This window comes from Sorangium sp. So ce1014 (assembly GCF_051521505.1).
GTDB lineage: Bacteria > Myxococcota_A > Polyangia > Polyangiales > Polyangiaceae > Sorangium.
Genome location: NZ_CP150356.1, coordinates 64,187 through 84,284, shown reverse-complemented (window position 1 = coordinate 84,284; position 20,098 = coordinate 64,187). Strand labels below are relative to the sequence as shown.

Below are 20,098 nucleotides of genomic sequence, written 5' to 3'. Positions count from 1 at the left end.
CAGCTGACAGCACCAGGACACCGGCAGAGGCCGCGCGGCGGAGCCGGACCCCTGAGGGCCGCCGGGACGCGCTGCGCAGGAGAGCGCAGCGCGCCTCGGCCGAGGCTCACGGCACGTTCGCCGCGCCAGGCGTGATCGTCGCGGAGAACGCCCAGTCGGCCGCGGCCTGGTTGGTGTCCGTCCCGTCCGGCAGGCGGCAGAGCGACCCGAGCATCGCGTTGTCCGCCACCGAGGCCGGCTCTTCTCCCTCGACGAGGCTCACGCTGGCGCCACCCATCGTGACAGCGGTGATGCTCCCCTCGTAGGAGAGCGCGTCGATCACGCTCCCCGTTGCGGAGTTCACCAGCGCAATCCCATCGGGCGCGCCGTTCTGAACCCGGTCAGTCTGCGCGCCCGTGAACGGGATCTTCAGCGCGCCTTCCGCCACGATGCTCGGTATCACGTCGGTGCCGATCACCGCCGTGCTGCCGACCACGAGGTACTGGCCCGCCGCGATCGTCCCGGCCGAGCTCAGATCGAGCGTACCGTAGACGGAGGGTGCGGCGCCGGATCCGTTGACCAGCACGAGCGCGTGACCCGCGAGATCGAGGGGCGCGCCGGTGCCGTTGTAGACCTCGATGAACTCGGTGCCATCCTCGCCCGGCTGATCGTAATCCACCTCGTTGATCACGAGCCCTCCCGTCACCGTCACCGTCTCGACGGTCGCAGAGAGCGAGATCTCCCCGAGCGTCGCCGTCACGGTGGCGCCGGCCACCGAGCCGCCGTCCACGTAGTCGAACGAGGCGCTCTGCTGCCCGCCCGGGATCGCGACCGACGCCGGGAGGGCGCCAGCGCCCGGCGGGTCGAGCGCGAGGGCCACGACGGCGCCCTCCGGCGGCGCCGGGATGTCGAGCGTCACGGTGAACGACACCGTGCCGCCCGGCGCCACCGTGGGCGACGGCGGCTCGAGCGCGGCCAGCGCCGGCGCCTCGACCGGGTCGAGGACGCGCACCGTCGCGGTCAGGCTCACGTCGCCGAGGGAGGCGGTGAGCTCCACCGCCGCCGCCGCGGCGAGGGCGTCGAGCAGCACGACCGCGCTCGTCGCGCCGGCGGGCACGGTCGCGCCGCCGCCCACCACCGCGATCGTCGCCGGATCTCCCGAGGTCACGGAGACGAACGTGTCGGCCGTCGCCGGCCCGGAGAGCGTCACCTCGAGCGGCGCCGGCAGGGTCGGCGCGGCGACCTGCCCCACGTAGGCGAACGACGCATCCGGCCCGAACGCGGCGAGCCGCGGAGCGCCCGCCACGAGGTCCTCCGCGCCGCGCGGCTCGACCTTCGAGTTGTCGTTCCGGTGGTTGAGGATGCCGCGGATCCTCGCAAAGCCGTCGCCCTCCGCGGGGAAGGGATCGGCCCGGTAGAGGAGATCGTCCACGCGCAGATCGCCCGTGACGATGAACTCGAAGTACATCGTCTCGAGCCCGATCACCTCGACGTCCTCCACCTCGACGAGGACGCCCTCGAGCTCGGCGGCGCGCGGCCCGCCGGTGACGATGTCGGCCGGCGCGACGGGCTCCGGCGCCGGCGCCGCCTCGCCGAGCGACGCGATCCCCTCGACGACGGCGGAGCCGAGCTGGATCTGCCCGTAGAAGCTCGTGACCACCGCGCTCGTGATCCGCACGCGATCGCCCGCGACCACGGTGTTCGACGGGCTGTAGACGTAGACGCCGGAGTGCGCCGGCCCCGCGTACCCCGCGTCCCCGGGCTTCGCCTGCACGAAGAACCCGCTCGCGTGCTTCCCCGTCACGAGCGCGTTCTCCAGGGCCACCGTCGCGCCCTCGGCGACGGTGCCGTCCTTGATGTCGTAGATCGACACGAGGCAGCCCTGCGCTCCGGGGTTCGCCGCCGCCGGGCAGAGGTCGCACGGGTCGCCCTTGCCGTCGCGGTCCATGTCGGCCTGGTCGGCGTTCTGGAGGCTCGGGCAGTTGTCCGCTCCGTTGAGCACGCCGTCGTTGTCGCCGTCGTTCGGGTTCGGCGCCGAGCAGAGGGTGCTCCCCGCGTCGAGCGGGCATGCGTCGCAGGCGTCGCCGTCGCCGTCGCCGTCGAAGTCGGCCTGAGCCCCGCTGTCGAGCGGCCGGATGGGGTTGAAGACGCTCGGGCAGTCGTCCGCGCCGTTGGCGATGCCGTCGCCGTCGAGGTCGTCGTCCGTGGGCTGCCCGGTGTAGACGGTCGAGCCGTTCACCGAGGCGTTCACGGGCGCGGTCGCCGCGCGCGACGGGGTGCAGAGCGGCTCGCGCTCGGGCTCGCCGCAGAAGAAGGCCGGGTAGATCTCGCCCGCTTCCCGCTCCAGCGCCTCCAGCGTCATCCCGATCTCGTCCTGCAGACAGACCTGCTTCGCGACGCCGCACACGTCGAGCTCGTCGCACGCCTCCGCGCCCCGGACCGCGGCCACCACGGCCGCGTCGCCGTAGAGGACCTTTCCGCCGCGCATCACGAGCATGACGTCCTCCGGCGCGGCGGCGACGATGGCGCGGTGGTCTTCGCGCTCCGCGCCGTCGAAGATCGCGATGTCGGCGACCTTCCCCGTCGACAGCGCGCCGATCACGTCGTCGGTGGCGGTGACCGCGGCGGCGCTTCCGGTCACCATCGTCCACAGCTCCTCGTCGGTGAAGAAGCCGTCGTAGTACGTCTCGTTGAGCGCCGCCGCGCACCGGAGCTCGCGCAGCAGGTTCATCGAGCCGGTCGCGATCCAGTCGGTGCCGAGCGCGATCTGCACCCCGAGGCGGGCCGCGGCGGTGACCACGGCCGTGTCGCCGTAGAGGGTGATGTTCGAGCGCGGAGACCAGATGAGCGCCGTCCCCTTCGCGGCCATGGCCGCGTAGTCGGGCGCCGTCAGGCCGATCCCGTGGATGTACGCGCTCTGCGGCAGCAGCACGTCGCTGGGATCTGCCTGCAAGCAGACGAACTCGTTGCGCGCCGACGCCTCGATCCCCTCGGCGATGTGCGGACAATAGGCGTCCTCGCCCTCGATGTCCTCGCCTTTCACCATGTCGCCCGAGTAGCCGCAGCCGCTCACGAGCTCGCGGCCGCTCGCGTCGTCGAGCGGGAAGGTGTCGAATTTGACCGGCTTCTTCCCCAGGCCTTCCTGGTCGGCCCGGTCCAGGTTCCGGAGGAGCCCTGTCGCGCTCCCCGCACCGACGATCGACGTCGCGCCGCCCATCAGGAAGCGGAGCTCGCCCCACCGGATCTGCGCCGCGGTGGCCGAGCCCTTCGTGTCGATCTCCGTGTGGTCGTTGTTCCCGGTGCGCCAGTCGTGCCGGTGCTCGTAGCGCTCGTCGGTCGGGGTATACGGGCTGTTCTGCGTGTACGTGATGTGGTCGTGCGTGTTGATCAGCGAGGGGGAGACGACGCCTGTCGGGCACGTGATCTCGGTCGCCCCCGCCGCCTCGCAGTCGCAGCCGACGCACGCGATCGTCCCGCGCTCGTCCACGAGCACCCGCCCGCCGCGGTACACCGCGCCCGGCGTGAGCACGGTGCCCCGGATCAGCGTGGCGCCCGCGCCGGCGACCACCGCGCACGTCCCCTGCGCGAGCGGCGCCAGCGCCTCGCACACGATCTCCTGGGCCGGCGTCTTCGTGCAGTCGACCTCGCAGCCGTCGCCGGCCGCGACGTTGCCGTCGTCGCACTGCTCGCCCGGATCCGCGGCGCCGTCGCCGCAGCGCGGGGGCACCTCGACCTCGCATTCCGCCGAGCAGCCGTCGCCGTCCGCCGTGTTGCTGTCGTCGCACGCCTCGCCGGGGTCGAGCGCGCCGTCGCCGCAGCGGGGCCGCACCTCCTCGTGCTGGCACGTCGGCGAACAGCCGTCGCCCTCCGCCGTGTTGCCGTCGTCGCACACCTCGCCCGCGTCGACCTCGCCGTCGCCGCACACCCCGGAGGGGTTGTCGCCACCGTCGTCCCCGCAGCCGTTCCAGAACAAGACACCCACGAGCACGGCCATCAGCCGCGTGAAGCGCATCGACCTGTGAGGCATGCCTCGAGTGTAGGCGATGCCCGCGCTCACCTGTGTTGCCTTCAGATGACGCGACGGGAGCGCGCGATCGCGATCGCGGATGCCGCGAGCAACGCGAGCCAGCCAACCTCCGGCAATGCGCCGCGGTCGCGGGGAACGCCCGCGACATAACTGCAGGCGCTCGCGCGCCGCGTTCCGTCGATCGGCCGCCCTCCCTTGTCGCTGCTGCCGGGCAGCGGTGCGCCGATCGTGCCGCCGCTGCTCGAGCCGTTCCCGCCGCCGCTGCCCCCGGTCCCGGTCCCCTCGTCTTGCTCGGGTTCGCAGCCCGCGGCCCCCTCGCGGAGCGCGGCGAGCGCGAGCTTGGCGACGCCGGACTCGTCGGTCAGGCCGTAGCGCCGGTCGTCGAGCGGCTCGTCCTGAAAGCTGGCCCAGACCGCGCCGGCGATATCGCGCCGCTTCGAGAGCAGATCGAGCGAGGTGGTCAGGTTCGCCGCCTGGAGCTCCTCACCGACGAGCGTCGTCGACCACGCCATCCCGGTCACGAAAAAGGGGCTCTCGTCCCCCTCCTGCTCGGCGATCGCGCGCACCTCGTCGAGATAGTCGCCGAGCACCACCGGATCGACCTCGCGGAACTGATCGACGAACAGCTGATGGCCGAGGTGCGACCACGGCGTCCGCTCGCCGTAGCGCAGCGCCAGCTCGTCCCACACGGGCTGATCGTAGAGCTCGCGCAGGTAATCGACCCCCGAGAACGGCACGGTGGCGTCGTCCGAGGCGAGCAGGCCGCCCGTGATCAGCGAGAGCTCGTCGACGTTGAAGAGCGCCTCGTTGCGGATGCGGATCTGGGCGAGGATCTGCGCGAGCACGCGCGGCAGGATGTAGGTGCAGCCGGCGTTCACGGGATCGAGCGCGTAATCTGGGTTCTCGAAGCAGTTCGGCTGACTCCAGATCTCCCAGCGCTCGACGCGCCCGGCGTACCTCGTCATGAACGCCTCTGCCCTGTCGGCGAACGCCTCCACATAGGCGTTGTTGCCGTCCCCGTCCCGATCGTCGTTCCAGTGCTCCTGTCCTCCCCCGATCGTGCGGTGGGAGAGCAGCCCGAGCGGCTCGAGGCCGGCGTCGATGACGGCGTCGATGACGGCGTCGACCTCGTCGAGCTTGTCCTGGTCCCACGCCTCGGCGTCGTCGAGCCGGAGCTCGACGCGCACGGCGCCGGCGCCCGCCCGCGCGAGCTGCTCCGCGAGCTCGTCGTCGAGGATCACCTCCCCTTCCTCGACGGGCGCCCCCGGATCGATTCCATAGAAACCGCACGGCACGCCCCGCGCGCCGAGCGCGGGCGCAGCGAGGAAAAGCGCGGAGGAGGCGACGAGAGCGACAATGGCTGCACGCATGACCCGAAGATACCGCCGGCGGGCCGCGTCGACCAGCAAGAGGGCCGAGCCTCGGCCATGCGCGCCAGAGGGCGCTGCGGCGGCACGCCGCGCGATCACGGGCGCCCTGGCCTCGCGTGGACGAGGCGGCGGCCCAGGCAGCCGCAGACGTCCACGGCGAGCACGATGAGGATCGAATCGTAGGGCACACGGAAACGCGTGTCGCCGAAGTAGAGCATCGCGACCACGAACAGGCTGACGATGAACATGACGAGCAGTCCATGACGGACGAAGCGGCGGCGGAAGCCGAGCGCCGCCGCTACGACGAGCGGCAGCGGCAGCGTCACCATGGTCACGCCGTTCCATGCCCGCATGATGGGGCGGAACGGGGGCTGCCCCATATCGGGCCACGTGACATTGTACCACCAGAGCATCAGGACGTGCGTGACCGCATACCTCGCCTGCTGGAGCCAGCCGGTCTTCTGGATGCAGCGCTCGGCGAGCTTGTGCAGCTTGTCCTCGTCCCACATCGTGCCCCGGATGGAGAGCTCCAGGCCCATCGCCGGATCCAGCTTGACGAGCGAGTCCGGGTGTCGCTGCTCGTGCCGTTGCAGATCGCCGATCGACGGCGGCCCGAACCAGTTGTGGTTCGCCTCGACCTTCACGTTGTGGCAGCGCCCGAACACGCGGTTCAAGGCGCCGTTCTGGGCGACCAGGCTGAAGCGCCCGGTGTGGTACCGGGCGCGCGCAGCCGAGAAAGCCAGGACGAGCGCGATCGGGATGGCCGCACGCGCGAGCAGGGGGAGGCGGATCCGGCGGAGCGAGCGGCGGCGGAGCAGCCAGAACGCCGCGAGGAACGGCACGGCCATCAAGATCTGCGGCCGGACCGCGGCGCCGAGGCCCATGCTCAGCCCGAGCAGCCAGGCATCACCCCGCCGGCCCTCGTCCGCGAGCCGGATCGTATAGAACGCCGAGGCGGCGACGAAGAAGGCGTACGGCGCCTCGCTGAGGTAATAGCCGCCCATGGAAATGAGCGGATAATAGAGCACGCCGATCAACCCCACGACGCGCGGCACCCAGCCGCGGCCGCTCAGCCGGCGCGAGGTCGCCGTCATGAAGCAGATCGTGAACGCCCCTGTCACCGCCTGGAACACGGCGGTCGCCGTCTCGTTGTCCTTGCCGAAGACCGCCTTGACGGCCGCGAGCAGGTAATGCGCGCCGTACGGGAAGAACGCCTCGTCCGCGTGCCGCGCGAGAGGATCCTCGACGAGGCGATTGGCGCGCGCGACGTAGCCTCCCATGTCGGAGAAGACGTACTCGCCCGGGGGGTGGATCCAGAGATTCCAGACGAGGCGCACCGCCAGTGCGAGCGCGGTCACCGCCAGCAGCAACGAGTGCCGCCCTGCCCAGCGGAGCACCCGGGCGCGGAGGGGAACCTCGGCGGGGCCCGGGAGGCTGGCCGGCGCCGATGGCTCCCCGGCAGGGTCTGCGCCGCCCTCGACTTCGCTTGGTTGCGTCATGGCGTCGCGCCTTACCACATCTGGCCGCGAGCGGCGGCAACAGCGCAGAGCGGGAGCAGGCGAGCCGCCCCGTCCACCTGCTCATGTGCATCGTCACGCTGCCGTGCGCTCCGCCGGCGCTCTCAGCGAGGTCGCTCGCGCATGCCGAGCCCACGGTGCGAGTTGAGCCGACCCTGATCTCGGTCTTGTACTGGGAGCGGCTGCTCGAAGGGGAGTTGTTCGCAACGTCGCGCTACGTCGAGTGGGCCGTGCGCATGAAGCGCTCGTTCGGCTTCGATGCGCTCCGCTGCCCGAGCTGCGAACGGAGGATGCGCGTGCTTTCCACGATCACCGACTCAGCCGTGGTGCGCCGCATCCCAACGTGGCAGCCGATGGCGTTCGGGTTCGACGCGGCGTAGGTGGGCCGCCGGCCCGAGCCCGTCGGGGCGAGCGCACGCCGCGGTCGTCGCGCCAGAGCCGCGCCCAGTGCACGGCGCGCGGGCCCTGCGACGGGGCGAACGGGCGTTTGATGCGCGATAGACGGCTCGCCCGGCGCGTCCCCGCGGGGCTTGACACGGGCGAGGGTTCTACGGTTTCCTGCCCGCGCTTTGAAGGACGCGCTCGCGCTTCGCTTCGTCGAGCGTCCGCGCGCGTGGGTCCGCCGCCTCGATGCGTGGGTGGGCCCCGCGAACGGACGGCGCGCGCGGGTGCTCCGCGCCGCTGCGATCGGCCTCGTCCCCGCGCTGCTCGCGCTGCTCGGCTTCCTCTTTCGCTGGGTGACCGAGGACGCGTTCATCGATTTTCGGATCGTTCAGCACGTCCTCGCCGGCCACGGCCCGGTCTTCAACCTCGGCGAGCGCGTCGAGGCCTATACGAACCCGCTCTGGGTCGCGCTCCTCGCGATCCTCGCCGCGCCGCTCCGCCCCTTCCTGGGCGAGGACGTCCCGCTCGCGTGGATGGCCGTGCTCCTCGGCCTCGCGAGCGCGGTGACGGGCGTCTTCCTCGCGCAGCGCGGCGCGCTCCGGCTCGCGCGCGCGCAGGGCCGCGTGGGCTCCCCACTGCCGCTCGGCGCGCTCGCGATCGTGGCGCTGCCTCCGGTCTGGAGCTTCGCGACCTCGGGCCTCGAGACCGGGCTCGGCATGGGCTGGCTCGGGCTCTGCTTCTGGGGCGCGACGCGCTTCCCCCGCGCGGGGCGGCGCTGGCTGCCGTTCGTGGTCGGCCTCGGGCCGCTCATCCGGCCGGATCTCGCGCTCCACAGCGCGGGCTTCCTCCTGATCCTGCTCGCCGCGCTCCGCCCGCGATCACGGAAGCTCCTCGCCTACGCGCGCGTCCTCGCCGCCGTGGCCGTGCTGCCGGTGGGATATCAAATCTTCCGAATGGGGTATTTCGCCGCGATCGTGCCGAATACGGCGATCGCCAAAGAGGCCTCGCTCTCGCGCTGGGATCAGGGCTTCCTCTATCTGAAGGATTTCGTTCGCCCCTATCACCTCTGGCTCCCCGTCCTCGCGGTGGTCCTGGCCGGCGTGATCACCGCGCTCGCGCCGCGCCTGCGCCGGAGGAGGCGGCTCCTCGCGCTCGCGCTCGTGCCCGTCGTCTGCGGGCTGATCCAGGCGGCCTACGTGACCCGCGTCGGCGGCGATTTCATGCACGGCCGGATGCTCCTGCCCGCGTGGTTCGCGATGCTGATGCCGAGCGCGATGGTCGCCGGGACGCGCGCGCGGCGGCCGATCCTGCGAGCGGTCGCCGTCGTGACCTGGGCGCTCCTCTGCACGATCGCGCTGCGCGTGCCTTACATCGGCGGGCCGAAGAAGGACGGTATCGGTCCGGACGGGATCGCCGACGAGCGATATTATTATACGACCCGAATCGGCCTCTCGAACCCCGTGACCGTCGACGATTACAAGCGGTATGGCTGGACGGCGGACGGGGCGGAGCTGCGCAGGCTCGCGGAGGAGAAGCGCGTCGTCGTCGTGCCCAAACCGGGCAAGGACAAGAACAAGACGATGGAGCTCGAGCTCGCGCCCGGCGTGGCGTCGGATCTCGTGACGGCGCGCGGGCACGTGGGGATCCTCGGGTACGCGGCGGGGCTGCGCGTGCACCTCGTGGATCGGCTGGGGCTCGGCGATCCGCTGGCCGCGCGCGTGGCGCTGCCGCAGCGCGGGCGGCCGGGGCACGAGAAGTGGTTGGACGACGCGTGGGTGATCGCGCGCTTCGCGAAGGAGGGCGAGCCCGGCGTGGTGCTGCGGAGGGCGCCCGCCGCGAAGGTCAAGGCGGCGCGGGCGGCGCTGCGGTGCGGGGAGCTCGGGGAGCTGGTCGAGGCGGTCACGGCGCCGCTCACGGCGGGGCGCTTCGTGAAGAACGTGAAGAGCGCGGTCCGGCTGACGAAGCTGCGGTTCCCGGGGGATCCGGCGGCGGCGAAGGCGCAGCTCTGCAAGTGAGCGGAGCGCATCAGGTCGCGACGGCGGTGGTCTTCAGGCCGGCGATTTCACCGCAGCTCGTCCGACCTACGATGTAGACCTGAATCTTTACAGGTCGGTTGGGCTGAAGATGGGTCCCCGCGAGCGTGGGGGGTCATCGACGTCGATTGCGTCGAAGGGACGGCCGAGTACGTCGCGCGAAGGGCAGCGCGGGAGCGGCGCTCAGGGGAAGCGCCGGGCCAGTCGCGGAGGGGATACAGCGACGCCGGAGCCATCGCCATGTCTTGCCCGGGATCCGTGACATGTCACGCCGGGATCCGTGATATGTCACGCAGGATCCGTGACATGTCACACCGAGATCCGTGACATGTCACGCCGGGCGATCACCGCCGCGACCGGCTTTGCGGCGTAAACGGACCTGAAGCGCCCTTGCAGGACCTGGCCCGCGGATTGCAATTGTTGCGCGCGCCCGGACGCCTCGCGGCGGGCCGAGGTCGGCGCGGCAGCCCTGTGCCGCATCGCTTTGCCGTATAATTGCAATCAGATTGCGTTAACTCGGTGTTCGCCCGCTGCGGGAGCGGGGGTCCGACGTCTGGGAATCCCCCGGTCCAAGCAGTCGGCGGTCGCTGCCCGCTGGTGGGTAAGGAAACGCTGATCCGAGAAATTCAGAACTTCGATAGAATGAAAGAGATATCCATGAAAAATCGTTATTCTTTGGGCCTCTGTAGCGTAGCGCTCGCGGTTCTGTTCGCCCCCCTGGGGTGCGCCGTCACCCCCGATGACGCCCTCGAGACGGAAGAGGAGCTCGTCGAGTCGACCTCACAAGCCATCACGGTTTCCGGGCTAGGTCACTACTGCAGCGGGACATGGCCCGGCCTCGGCGGCTGGGCGTTCACCTCGAACACGGCCGGAGGCGATCCCTGCGCCTCGATCATCAGCACAGGCGGCACCGTCCGGCGAAAAGGCCTCTACTCGGCCAGCGGCGTGAACCGCGTCGTTTACCGGTGCAACCCTCCCAGCTACAACTGGGTGGGCATGTACCAGGGCTCGGGCAACGGCCCCTTGACGGCAGCGTACGACGCCGCGGACGGCCAGTCGGAGTGCATCTTCAACGTGTCGCCGGTGTCGATACCGATCTTTGACGCGCCCTTCTCGCTCTCGGCGACCTACACCCACGCCACCGGCTTCGACTTCGCCAAGGCGCCGTACAACACGCTCAACGTCGCGGATTTCGGGCAGACGGGGTCGACCGCTGCCACGATCGTCGACTGGATGGGTCGGGACAAGAGCAGCGGCGGCTTCATCAACGGTCACGATGGCCACGACTGGGTGATGGCGAGAGGGATCGACATCAAGGCGGTCGCGGATGGCACCGTGGTCATGGCGCGTGATTGGAATTCAGGTTACGTGGGCAGCGACAGCGCCTTCCAGAAGGAGGTCGCCATCCTGCACACGGTCCGCGGCACCGCGGGCTCCAGCTACGTGGAGCAGTTCATCACGTACTACGCGCACCTTCAGTCCTACTCCGTGGTGGTCGGCGACATCGTGACAAAGGGGCAGCAGATCGGCGAGTCCGGCAACACGGGCTCCTCGACAACGCCACATCTGCACTTCAGCGTCATGCGGGTCACGAACACGGCGGACCAGCTCTCCGAGGCCGTCACCTGGTCCAGCCCGCCGGTCCACAGCAACGGCGCCGATCAGACCATCGAGCCCTACGGCTGGGGCGCGCCTTCGGGCTTCGATCCGTGGTCCTGGCGGGGCTACCCGGACGGTGCGCTGAGCGTCGCCCTCTGGAACAGCGGGCAGGCGCCCTCGACCGGCACCTGGTAGCGCGCCGGAGCGGCGTTCGACGCTCATCGCTGCTTGACGATCGCGCCGTCGCGCACAGCGCCGGCGGCGCGCTCATCTGAATACGACGCCCGCCGGCGACCGCTCCTGGCGCAGGACACCGATCTCCTCGAGCTCCTGGATCATCCTGTCGACGCGCGCTTCGGTCGGCCGGGGTCGCGTCGCCCTGGCGATCGGCGCCGAAGGTGAGCGAGAGGAGCGCCCACAGCTCGGCGGGCGCGCCGGGATCGAAGCGGACGCCGAAGAGCTCGGCGAGATCGCAGGCCATCCGGACATGCCTGCGCAGGCGGAGCACGGCCTCCGCCCCCATGGAGAGCGCGGCGGCAGGCAGGGCGACGATGGACGGACCGGGTACTGCTGGAGCGGGCCGTGGCGCTCGTCCGGTCCGGCGTCATGACGGACGGCGACAGGCGTGCGGTGTCCAAGGCGCGCCGCGTGGCCATCGACAGCCGCCCTTTAGCCGGGGCCGGGCGGGCTGAGGGCACGATCAACCTGCTCGGTCAGGAGCGGCCCGCATCGGCAGCGCGCTTCACCGCCGTGCGGCCCGCAGGCGCTGGGCCTGCGCGCTCGCCGCGCCCGCGCGCACGCGGCGCCCCACGGCCGCGGCGAGTTTTGCTAGCATCGCCGCCCCATGCCCTGGCTCTGGTACGTAGGTCCCCTCGCGTTGCTCGTCGTCTGGTACCTGACCGGCTTGCGCGGTCGGCACGAGGCGCGGCGCGACGGCGAGCTCGTGCGCTGGCGTGCGCTGATGACGCCGAAGGCGGCCGCTCGCCGCCGCGGGGCGTACCGCGACGCCCGGAAGACCGTCGCCGACATCGACGGCCCTCGCCCCGTGCGCTCGTCGCCGAGCAGCCTCGAGCGCATGCTGGAGGAGACGGGCGGCGGCGCGGTCGTCGCCCGCTACGAGCTCGTCCCGAAGCTCGCCTACGTCGTGGTCGCCGGGCCGGACGCGAAGAACGGCAGCGAGTACCAGGTGGTCCTCGCGAAGCTGGACAAGGCTGCGCCCCGGCTCACCGTGTCCCCGCTGCCCGTCATCGACGGCAACCGCGCCCCCAACACCGGCGTCCAGTTCAAGAAGGACCCGGACTTCATGGAGCAGTTCCTTGTCGAGGGGCCGGAAGCGAAGGCCATCGGCCGGTGGCTCTCGGCGCGCGTCCGCGATGCGCTGCGCGACTTCCCCGACGCGTGGCTGTTCGTGCAGGACCGCGCCATGGCGCTCGCTGTGTACGGCCCCGTCGACGCGGAGCGCCTCCAGGAGCTCGTGATCGCCGCCGACGCGGTCTTCGCGGAGCACGGCGCCGGCGGCGCCCCCTCCCTGCTCTTCGAGGACGACAGCGCGGCTGACGAGGACGAGGACGACGAGGACGAGGACGAGGACGACAGCGACGACGAGGACGAGGACGAGGAGACGACGGGCGCCGAGCGCGCCGTTCGGTAAACACGGGCGAGCCGGACCATGTTAGTCATCGCAGCTGGGACCGCTTGAACGCGAAACCGCTGCTCTCCTCCGCCGTCCTGCTCTCGCTCTGGCTGGCGGCCCCGGCTGCTGCGCCGGCGGAAAAGAACAGCTGGGTCGAGAGCCAGGGCTCCCGCGTGGCGCTCGAGCTCGACGTCCTGAGCAAGTCGGCCGGATGGTCGATGGGTGACGTCGAGTCCGAGGTGAGCACGTTCGGCCTGAGCTTCGCTCTCGTCGGTCAGCTCCAGTGGCGCAAGCGGCTCCACCTCGATGCGGAGATCCCGCTCGCCTACGGCAACGTCTCTGCCACGTTCCGGTCGTCCCGGCTCGGCGTCGACGAGAGCAGCAGCGCCGGCAGCCTCCTCTTCGGCAACCCCACGATCGGCGCCCACTACGCGCGCGCGATGTCGCGCAAGCTCGCCGTCTTCGGCGGCGGCACGCTCTCGATCCCCGTCCTCACCGACCCCAACGCCGACGCGCGCGCCACGCTGCAGGCGACCGTCCCGGCGCGCGCCTACGTCGATCTGCACCGGCTCATCCCCGAGCACTTTCCCCTGAGGGCCCGCGGCGGCGTCGAGGCGGAGCTCGCCACGCGGCTCGTCTACCGCGCGGACACCGCGGTGATGCTCGCCCTCCCGACCAGCGGGAGCGACGTCGACCTCGTGCTCGAGCAGGGCAACGAGCTCGAGATGCGCGGCAAGGGCGCCCTGGGCGGCGGGCTCCGGCTCCAGGCCGCGCTGACGCTCACGCGCGAGGACATGGCGCAGCTCGCGCTGGAGCCGTTCGTCAGCTACACGCCGGAGAAGCCCGGCTACTATGGCCGCGCGGGGCTGCTCGTGGCGCTCGACGCGCCGCTCGGGTTCGGCCTCGCCGAGGACAAGGTCGCCACGCTGCGGCTCGCGGTCGGCCACAGGTTCTGAGCGCGCGCCGCGCCGCCGCTCGTCGTAGGCTTCGGCGGAGCGGGGGGCGGGCGAAAGGGGGGCGGATCACCATGGGCGAGCACCACGTCTCCGAGCAGGCGAGCGAGGAGCAGCTTCAGTCCTTCATGCGGGCGCTGCTCGACGACGTGGAGGCGCTCGAGCGCCTGCTCCAGGAAGATCGCATCGAGTCGGGCGTGCGCCGGATCGGCGCCGAGCAGGAGATGTTCCTTGTCGACCGCGCGCTCCGCCCCGCGCCGCTCGCGCTGGAGGTGCTCGCGCGGGCCGCCGACGACCGGCTCACGACCGAGCTCGCCCGCTTCAACCTCGAGGCGAACCTGACCCCGCTCCCGTTCGGCGGCGCCTGCCTGCGGCGGCTCGAGGCCGAGCTCTCCGACGTCGTCGGCCGGGCCGCCGGGGCCGCGCGCGCCCTCGGCGCCGACGTGCTGCTCGCGGGCATCCTCCCCACGCTGCGCGCCGGCGATCTCCGCCTGGAGAGCCTCACGCCGGCGCCGCGCTACCACGAGCTCAACCGCGCGCTCCTGGAGCTGCGCCAGGGCCACTTCCGCGTGTCGATCCACGGGCTCGACGAGCTCGAGATGACCCACGACAACATCCTGCTCGAGTCGTGCAACACGAGCTTCCAGATCCACCTCCAGGTCGGGGCGCTGGAGTTCGCGCCGCTCTACAACCTGGCCCAGGCGGTGACCGCGCCCGTCCTCGCCGCCGCGGTCAACTCGCCGCTGCTCCTCGGGCAGCGGCTCTGGCACGAGACGCGGATCGCCCTCTTCGAGAGCTCGGTCGACACCCGCCCGAGCGCGCGCGAGGTCCGGCAGCACAAGCCCCGCGTCCACTTCGGCGACGGCTGGGTGCAGGGCGGCGCGCTCGAGCTCTTCCGCGAGGACATCGCGCGGTTCCGCGTGATCATGACCGCCGAGACCGGCGAGCCGCCGCTCTCGGTGCTCGCGCGCGGCGAGGTGCCGGAGCTCAAGGCCCTGCGCCTCCACAACGGCACCGTCTACCGCTGGAACCGCCCCTGCTACGGCGTCTCGGGCGGGGTCGCGCACCTGCGCATCGAGAGCCGCGCGCTGCCCGCGGGGCCCACGATCCTCGACGAGGTCGCGAACGCTGCCTTCTTCTTCGGCCTGATGTCCGGCCTCGCCGCCGAGCACCCGCGCATCGACCTCGAGATGCCGTTCGAGGACGCCAAGGCGAACTTCTTCGCGGCGGCGCGCCACGGCCTCAAGGCGCAGCTCACGTGGACCTGTGGGCGGAGCTTCCCTGCCCCGGAGCTCCTCCTGTCGCACCTCCTCCCCGCCGCCCGCGGGGGCCTCGCGGCCGCGGGCATCGACGCCGCCGACATCGACCGCTATCTCGGCGTCATCGAGGAGCGCGTGCGCCGCGGCCAGACCGGCGCCCAGTGGGCGCTCGGCTCGCTCGCCTCGATGGCCGGGCAGGGCACCTCGGAGCTGCAGTGCCGCGCGCTCTGCGCCGCGATGCTCGCCCGCCAGCAGGAGGAGGCCCGGAGCGGCGGGGCCGATCGCCCGGTGCACACCTGGGAGCCTGCCGCGCTCGAGGCGGACCGGGACCTCCTGCGCGACAGCTACCGGACCGTGGGCCAGTTCATGTCGACCGATCTCTTCACGGTGCGGCCCACCGACATCGTCGACTTCGCCGCGAGCGTGATGGACTGGCGGCACGTGCGCCACGTGCCTGTCGAGGACGACCAGGGCCGGCTGGTCGGCGTCGTCTCGCACCGCGCGCTGCTCCGGCTGGTCGCCCGCGGCGTCGCGACGGCGCCGAACGGTTCCGGCCCGCCCACGGTCGCGTCCATCATGCGGACCGATCCCGTGACGATCGCCCCGGAGACGCCGACGCTGGAGGCGATGCGGATCATGCGCGAGCAGCGCGTCGGTTGCCTGCCCGTGGTCGCGGGCGAGCGGCTCGTGGGCATCGTGACGGAGCGCGATCTCCTCGACGTCTCCGCGACGCTCCTCGAGGCCTTCCTGCGCGAGGCGTGAGCGGTCGCTGCTCCCGGCGAGGCGCGCGCCGGAGCCGTAGAGAGAGAATTCAACGCAAAGGCGCAAAGGCGCAAAGGCGCAAGAAGAGTTCAGGAAAGAATCTTCCCGACGTCCCTTTGCGCCTTCCCGTTCTTCACTTCCTCAACCGTCGATCCAGCCAGAGCGGCGGTCACCCGCACAGGAGACGGGCCCAGATCGGCGTTTTCGGCGCGGAAGCGCACTCCTGTGCGCTGAGCACCGAAAACGTCGAGGTGGGCCCGTATCCGAAGCGGGTGCCCGCCGCGCGCTAAAGGTCGCTGATCTCGGTGCAGGTCATCGCGTCGCCGTTCGCCTGGCAGTCGAGGACCGTGCCGTGAGCCTTCGTGAAGGGGCCCGACTTGTTGCGGGTGATGATGTACCGGTTCCCGTCCACGTGCCGGATGTCCGTGTAAACAGCCTGGCAGCCCGTGGAGCCGATCGCCGCGAGCAGCAGGCACCATTTCAAAGAACGCTTCATTCGCCCTCCTCCGTTACCTCGACCCGCGTACACTCGCCCTTCCCGGCCTGCTCAGGGCACCTCCACACCTCGGGCGTGGTGAACCCGAACGTGGTCTGGTGCCCGGTGACATACACATAGCCCGGCGTCGCCGGCGCCGTGGAGCTGGCGCCCGTCGTCGCACACCCCGCGATCGCCGCAGCGACGCAGAGCAGCGCACTGAACTGAAGTCGTTTCCCCATGGCCCGTAACGCTATCGGGAAGATCCTGTGTGGGCCAAATTAGACAAAGCGACGACTCGACCGATCTTCCATTCTCACTTCACTCCTGGAGCGCGCTGTCCCTCTCTCCGACCCCGAGCGACCGAGCGAGGTTGACACGTCGCGTCAGCGCACCTAAGGGACTCCACCCGACCGGCGAGCCGGGATCCGGGGGGGCTGCGCGGGGGCGCGCGGGGCGGGCCCGCGGTGGGCTCTCCGGCGGCAGAGGAGTCGACATGGCTTCAGGCAAGAATGGGAAGAGCGGCAAGGACCGGGTGGCGGTCGTCGCTGGGCTGCGCACGCCGTTCACCAAGGCGGGGACGGCGCTCAAGGCGCTGCGCACCGTCGATCTCGCGACCACGGTCGTCAAGGAGCTCCTCCAGAGGAGCGAGGTGAGCCCGCGCGACGTCACGCTGGTCGTCTACGGCCAGGTCGTGCCGACGCTCGACTGGCTCAACATCGCGCGCGAGGTCGTGCTGCGCGCCGGCCTGCCCAAGGACATCGACGCCTACAGCGTCTCGCGCGCGTGCGCGACGTCGCTCCAGGCCATGACGAGCGCCGCCGAGGCGATGCTCGCCGGCCAGCACGACGTCGCCCTCGTCGGCGGCGCCGACAGCATGAGCGACGTGCCCCTCGGCGTCTCCCGGAAGCTCGCCTCCGCGCTGACCGACCTCCAGAAGGCCAGGACGCTCGGCGCCCGGCTCGAGATCCTCTCCCGCCTCTCGCTCAAGGACATCGTGCCGCCGGTCCCGGGCTTCTCGCGCGAGCCGACCACCGGCGAGCAGATGGGCGAGGCCGCCGAGAAGATGGCGAAGCAGAACGGCATCACCCGCGCCGAGCAGGACGCCATCGCCCACCGCTCGCACACGAACGCCGCGCGCGCCTGGCGCGACGGCACCTACGCGGCCGAGGTCATGCACGTGATCCCCCCGCCCTACGACAAGCCGGTCGAGCGCGACAACGTGGTCCGGGACGACTCGACCCTCGACGCCTACGCCAAGCTGTCGCCGGCGTTCGATCGCCGCCACGGCACCATCACCGCGGGCAACGCGTCGCCGCTCACCGACGGGGCGAGCGCCCTGCTCCTCATGCGCGAGGGCAAGGCCAGGGCGCTCGGCTACCAGCCGCTCGGGTACGTGAAGTCGTGGGCCTACGCGGCGGTCGACCCGGGCTGGCAGCTCCTCATGGCCCCGGTGCTCGCCGTGCCGCGGGCGCTCGATCGCGCCGGCCTCTCGCTCGACCGCATGGACCTCGTCGACATGCACGAGGCCTTCGCCGCGCAGGTCGCGTCCAACCTGAAGGCGCTCGCGTCGGCGTCGTTCGCCGCGGACAAGCTCGGCCGGTCCGCCGCCGTCGGCGAGATCGACCCGGAGAAGCTCAACGTGAACGGCGGCTCGATCGCGCTCGGCCACCCGTTCGCGGCCACGGGGGGGCGCATGGTGCTCTCCACGCTCCGCGAGCTCAAGAAGCGCGGCGGCCAGCACGCGCTCCTCACCGTCTGCGCGGCGGGCGGCCTCGGCGCCGCCGTGGTCCTGGAGGCAGCATGACGACGACGATCGACCCCGTGACGCCGGCCCCCGCGGCCGAGAGCCCCATCTCCCTGGAGGTGCGCCCCGACGGCGTGGGCGTCGTCACGTACGATGTCCCGGGCGAGGCGGTCAACACGCTGAAGCCCACGTTCGCCGGCGATCTCGAGCGGATCATGGGCCAGATCGCCAGCAACCCGCTCATCAAGGCCGCCATCCTCGTGTCCGGCAAGGCCGACACCTGGATCGCGGGCGCCGACATCGACATGCTGAAGAGCGTCACCACGGCGGCCCAGGCCGAGGCGATGTGCCGGGCCGGCCACGAGGCGATCCTGCGGATCGTGCGCTCGCCCAAGCCGATCGTGGCCGCGATCCACGGCGCCGCGCTCGGCGGCGGCTTCGAGGTGGCGCTCGCCTGCCATGCCCGGGTGCTGAGCGACGACAGGAAGACGGTGCTCGGCCTGCCCGAGGTGCAGCTCGGCCTGCTCCCCGGGATCAACGGGCTGCAGCGGCTCGCGGAGCGCGCCGGGCTGCAGGCGGCGCTCGACCACGGCCTCACCGGCAAGAACATGCGCCCCTCGAAGGCGCGGCAGCTCGGCGTCGCCGACGACGTGGTCCCCGCGCCCATCCTGAAGGAGACGGCCGCGGCGCTCGCCCTGAAGCTCGCGCGTGTCGAAGGCGGCCCGCCCTTCCGCCCTGCCGGCGCCGCGAAGAAGGGGCCGAAGCTCGACGCCGCCACCCTCCTCACCCGGGCGGCCCTCGAGCAAAACCCGCTCGGCAGGACTGTACTTTTCCAGCAAGCACAGAAGAAGACGCGTGAGAAAACCGGCGGGCACTATCCGGCGCCCGAGCGGATCATCGAGGTGCTGAAGACCTATGCGGACCGGGGCTTCGACGCGTCGAGGGAGGTCGAGGCGCGGGCGTTCGGCGAGCTCGTCGTGTCGAGCACGGCGCACCGGCTGATGGAGCTCTTCTTCGCGACCAACGCGATGAAGAAGGACACCGGCGTGGACGATGCGTCCGTGCAGCCGAGGAAGGTCGAGAAGATCGCGATGATCGGCGCCGGCCTGATGGGCGCCGGCATCGCCTATGTCAGCCTGAACGCCGGCATCGCGGTGCGCCTCCGGGATCGCGACGACGCGTCGCTCGGCCGCGGGCTCAAGGTCGTGACCGACATCCTCGGCGACCGGGTGAAGAAGAGGCAGCTCACGCCGATCGAGCGGGACCAGAAGCTCGCGCTGCTCACGACGACGACGGACAGCTCGGGCCTGAGGAGCGCCGATCTCGTGATCGAGGCGGTGTTCGAGGATCTCGCGGTGAAGCACGCGGTCGTGCGGGACATCGAGGCGAACGGCAAGGACGGCGTGATCGTCGCGTCGAACACGTCCTCGATCCCGATCTCCCGGATCGCGGCCGCGTCGAGGCGGCCGGAGAACGTGGTGGGGATGCACTACTTCAGCCCGGTCCACAAGATGCCGTTGCTGGAGGTCATCCGGACGGAGGCGACGTCCCCCGAGGTGGTCGCGACGGCGGTGGCGGTCGGCAAGCGGCAGGGCAAGACGGTCATCGTCGTGAACGACGGGGTGGGCTTCTACACGAGCCGGATCCTCGGGCCGTACATGAACGAGGCGAGCTGGCTCCTGGCCGAGGGGGTGGCGATCGAGCAGGTCGACCGGGCGCTCGTCGCGTGGGGCTGGCCGGTCGGCCCGCTGGCATTGCTCGACGAGGTGGGCATCGACGTGGCGGCGCACATCGGCCCGATCATGATCGAGGCGTTCGGCGATCGCATGTCCCCGCCGCCCACGATGGCCAAGCTTGTCTCCGACGACCGCCGGGGCCGCAAGAACGAGCGCGGGATGTACCTGTACGGGGCGGCGGCGAAGAAGAAGGGCAAGGGGAAGCACCCTGACGAGAGCGTCTATGCCGTGCTCGGGCTGCCGCTGCCGAAGGCGAAGGACAAGCCGCCGGTGGCCGTCGAGGAGATCCAGATGCGCTGCTCGCTCCAGCTCGTGAACGAGGCGCTGTACTGCCTCGGCGAGGGCATCCTCCGGAGCCCGCGCGACGGCGACATCGGCGCGATCTTCGGCCTCGGTTTCCCGCCCTTCCGCGGCGGCCCGTTCCGCTACGTCGACGCCCTCGGCGCCGCGGAGGTGCTCCGCCGCATCGAGGTGTACGAGCGCCGCTTCGGCAAGCGCTGGACGCCCGCCCCGGCCCTCGTCGAGGCGGCGAGGACGGGCAAGTCGTTCCACGACTGACTCCTGGAAAGAGCGGCGCGGCGTCGACGACATGCCCTCTGTCGGCGCATGGCGTGATGGGCGCAA

The 20,098-nt window shown here is 71.3% G+C and carries 14 protein-coding genes; 8 read left to right on the top strand and 6 right to left on the bottom strand.

Features of this window, described 5'->3' with window-relative positions; all coding sequences use genetic code 11:
- Positions 1-106: 106 nt before the first annotated feature.
- The 3 genes from WME75_RS00305 to WME75_RS00295 all read right to left on the bottom strand — a co-directional run bounded on the left by WME75_RS00305 (position 107) and on the right by WME75_RS00295 (position 6,875).
- Positions 107-4,006 carry a lamin tail domain-containing protein gene (locus WME75_RS00305; protein WP_437485223.1) on the bottom strand — a complete coding sequence of 1,300 codons (3,900 nt, stop codon included), beginning with the start codon at positions 4,004-4,006 and terminating at the stop codon, positions 107-109.
- Positions 4,007-4,047: 41 nt separating this feature from the next.
- Entirely contained in the window at positions 4,048-5,376 is a 1,329-nt protein-coding gene (locus WME75_RS00300; protein WP_437485221.1) for a hypothetical protein, read from the bottom strand.
- A 95-nt stretch (positions 5,377-5,471) separates the two neighbouring features.
- The gene (locus WME75_RS00295; protein ID WP_437485220.1) at positions 5,472-6,875 is read right to left on the bottom strand and encodes an ArnT family glycosyltransferase; all 1,404 of its coding nucleotides are present in this window, start codon (positions 6,873-6,875) and stop codon (positions 5,472-5,474) included.
- A gap of 155 nt (positions 6,876-7,030) precedes the next feature.
- Between WME75_RS00295 and WME75_RS00290 the strand changes: the two genes are divergently transcribed.
- Positions 7,031-7,273: a hypothetical protein gene (locus WME75_RS00290; protein ID WP_437485218.1), complete on the top strand. Its 243-nt coding sequence runs from the start codon at positions 7,031-7,033 to the stop codon at positions 7,271-7,273.
- Between the two features lie 189 nt (positions 7,274-7,462).
- On the top strand, positions 7,463-9,292 hold the full coding sequence (locus WME75_RS00285; RefSeq protein WP_437485216.1) for a hypothetical protein: 1,830 nt from the start codon (positions 7,463-7,465) through the stop codon (positions 9,290-9,292).
- 10 nt (positions 9,293-9,302) lie between these two features.
- Here the strand turns inward: WME75_RS00285 and WME75_RS00280 are convergent, their stop codons facing one another.
- Entirely contained in the window at positions 9,303-9,377 is a 75-nt protein-coding gene (locus WME75_RS00280) for a nuclease A inhibitor family protein (RefSeq protein WP_437495079.1), read from the bottom strand.
- Between the two features lie 590 nt (positions 9,378-9,967).
- Here WME75_RS00280 and WME75_RS00275 point away from each other — a divergent pair.
- From WME75_RS00275 to WME75_RS00260, 4 genes are all read left to right on the top strand, one after another.
- Entirely contained in the window at positions 9,968-11,104 is a 1,137-nt protein-coding gene (locus tag WME75_RS00275; RefSeq protein WP_437485214.1) for a M23 family metallopeptidase, read from the top strand.
- Between the two features lie 649 nt (positions 11,105-11,753).
- Entirely contained in the window at positions 11,754-12,560 is an 807-nt protein-coding gene (locus tag WME75_RS00270; RefSeq protein WP_437485212.1) for a hypothetical protein, read from the top strand.
- A gap of 44 nt (positions 12,561-12,604) precedes the next feature.
- Positions 12,605-13,498 carry a hypothetical protein gene (locus WME75_RS00265; RefSeq protein ID WP_437485210.1) on the top strand — a complete coding sequence of 298 codons (894 nt, stop codon included), beginning with the start codon at positions 12,605-12,607 and terminating at the stop codon, positions 13,496-13,498.
- 71 nt (positions 13,499-13,569) lie between these two features.
- Positions 13,570-15,516 (top strand): CBS domain-containing protein, encoded by a 1,947-nt coding sequence (locus tag WME75_RS00260; RefSeq protein ID WP_437485208.1) that lies wholly within the window; start codon positions 13,570-13,572, stop codon positions 15,514-15,516.
- Positions 15,517-15,802: 286 nt separating this feature from the next.
- Here the strand turns inward: WME75_RS00260 and WME75_RS00255 are convergent, their stop codons facing one another.
- Positions 15,803-16,012, bottom strand: a complete 210-nt coding sequence (locus WME75_RS00255) for a hypothetical protein (RefSeq protein WP_437485206.1) — start codon at positions 16,010-16,012, stop codon at positions 15,803-15,805.
- Positions 16,009-16,233, bottom strand: a complete 225-nt coding sequence (locus WME75_RS00250) for a hypothetical protein (protein WP_437485204.1) — start codon at positions 16,231-16,233, stop codon at positions 16,009-16,011. Before WME75_RS00250 ends, WME75_RS00255 begins: the two co-directional genes overlap by 4 nt.
- 254 nt (positions 16,234-16,487) lie before the next feature.
- On the opposite strand from WME75_RS00250, the gene fadI reads away from it, so the two are divergent.
- Both fadI and fadJ read left to right on the top strand, forming a co-directional pair.
- Positions 16,488-17,798 (top strand): acetyl-CoA C-acyltransferase FadI, encoded by a 1,311-nt coding sequence (gene fadI, locus WME75_RS00245; protein ID WP_437485202.1) that lies wholly within the window; start codon positions 16,488-16,490, stop codon positions 17,796-17,798.
- Positions 17,795-20,032 (top strand): fatty acid oxidation complex subunit alpha FadJ, encoded by a 2,238-nt coding sequence (gene fadJ, locus WME75_RS00240; protein ID WP_437485200.1) that lies wholly within the window; start codon positions 17,795-17,797, stop codon positions 20,030-20,032. The genes fadI and fadJ overlap by 4 nt, the downstream gene beginning before the upstream one ends.
- Positions 20,033-20,098: the final 66 nt, after the last annotated feature.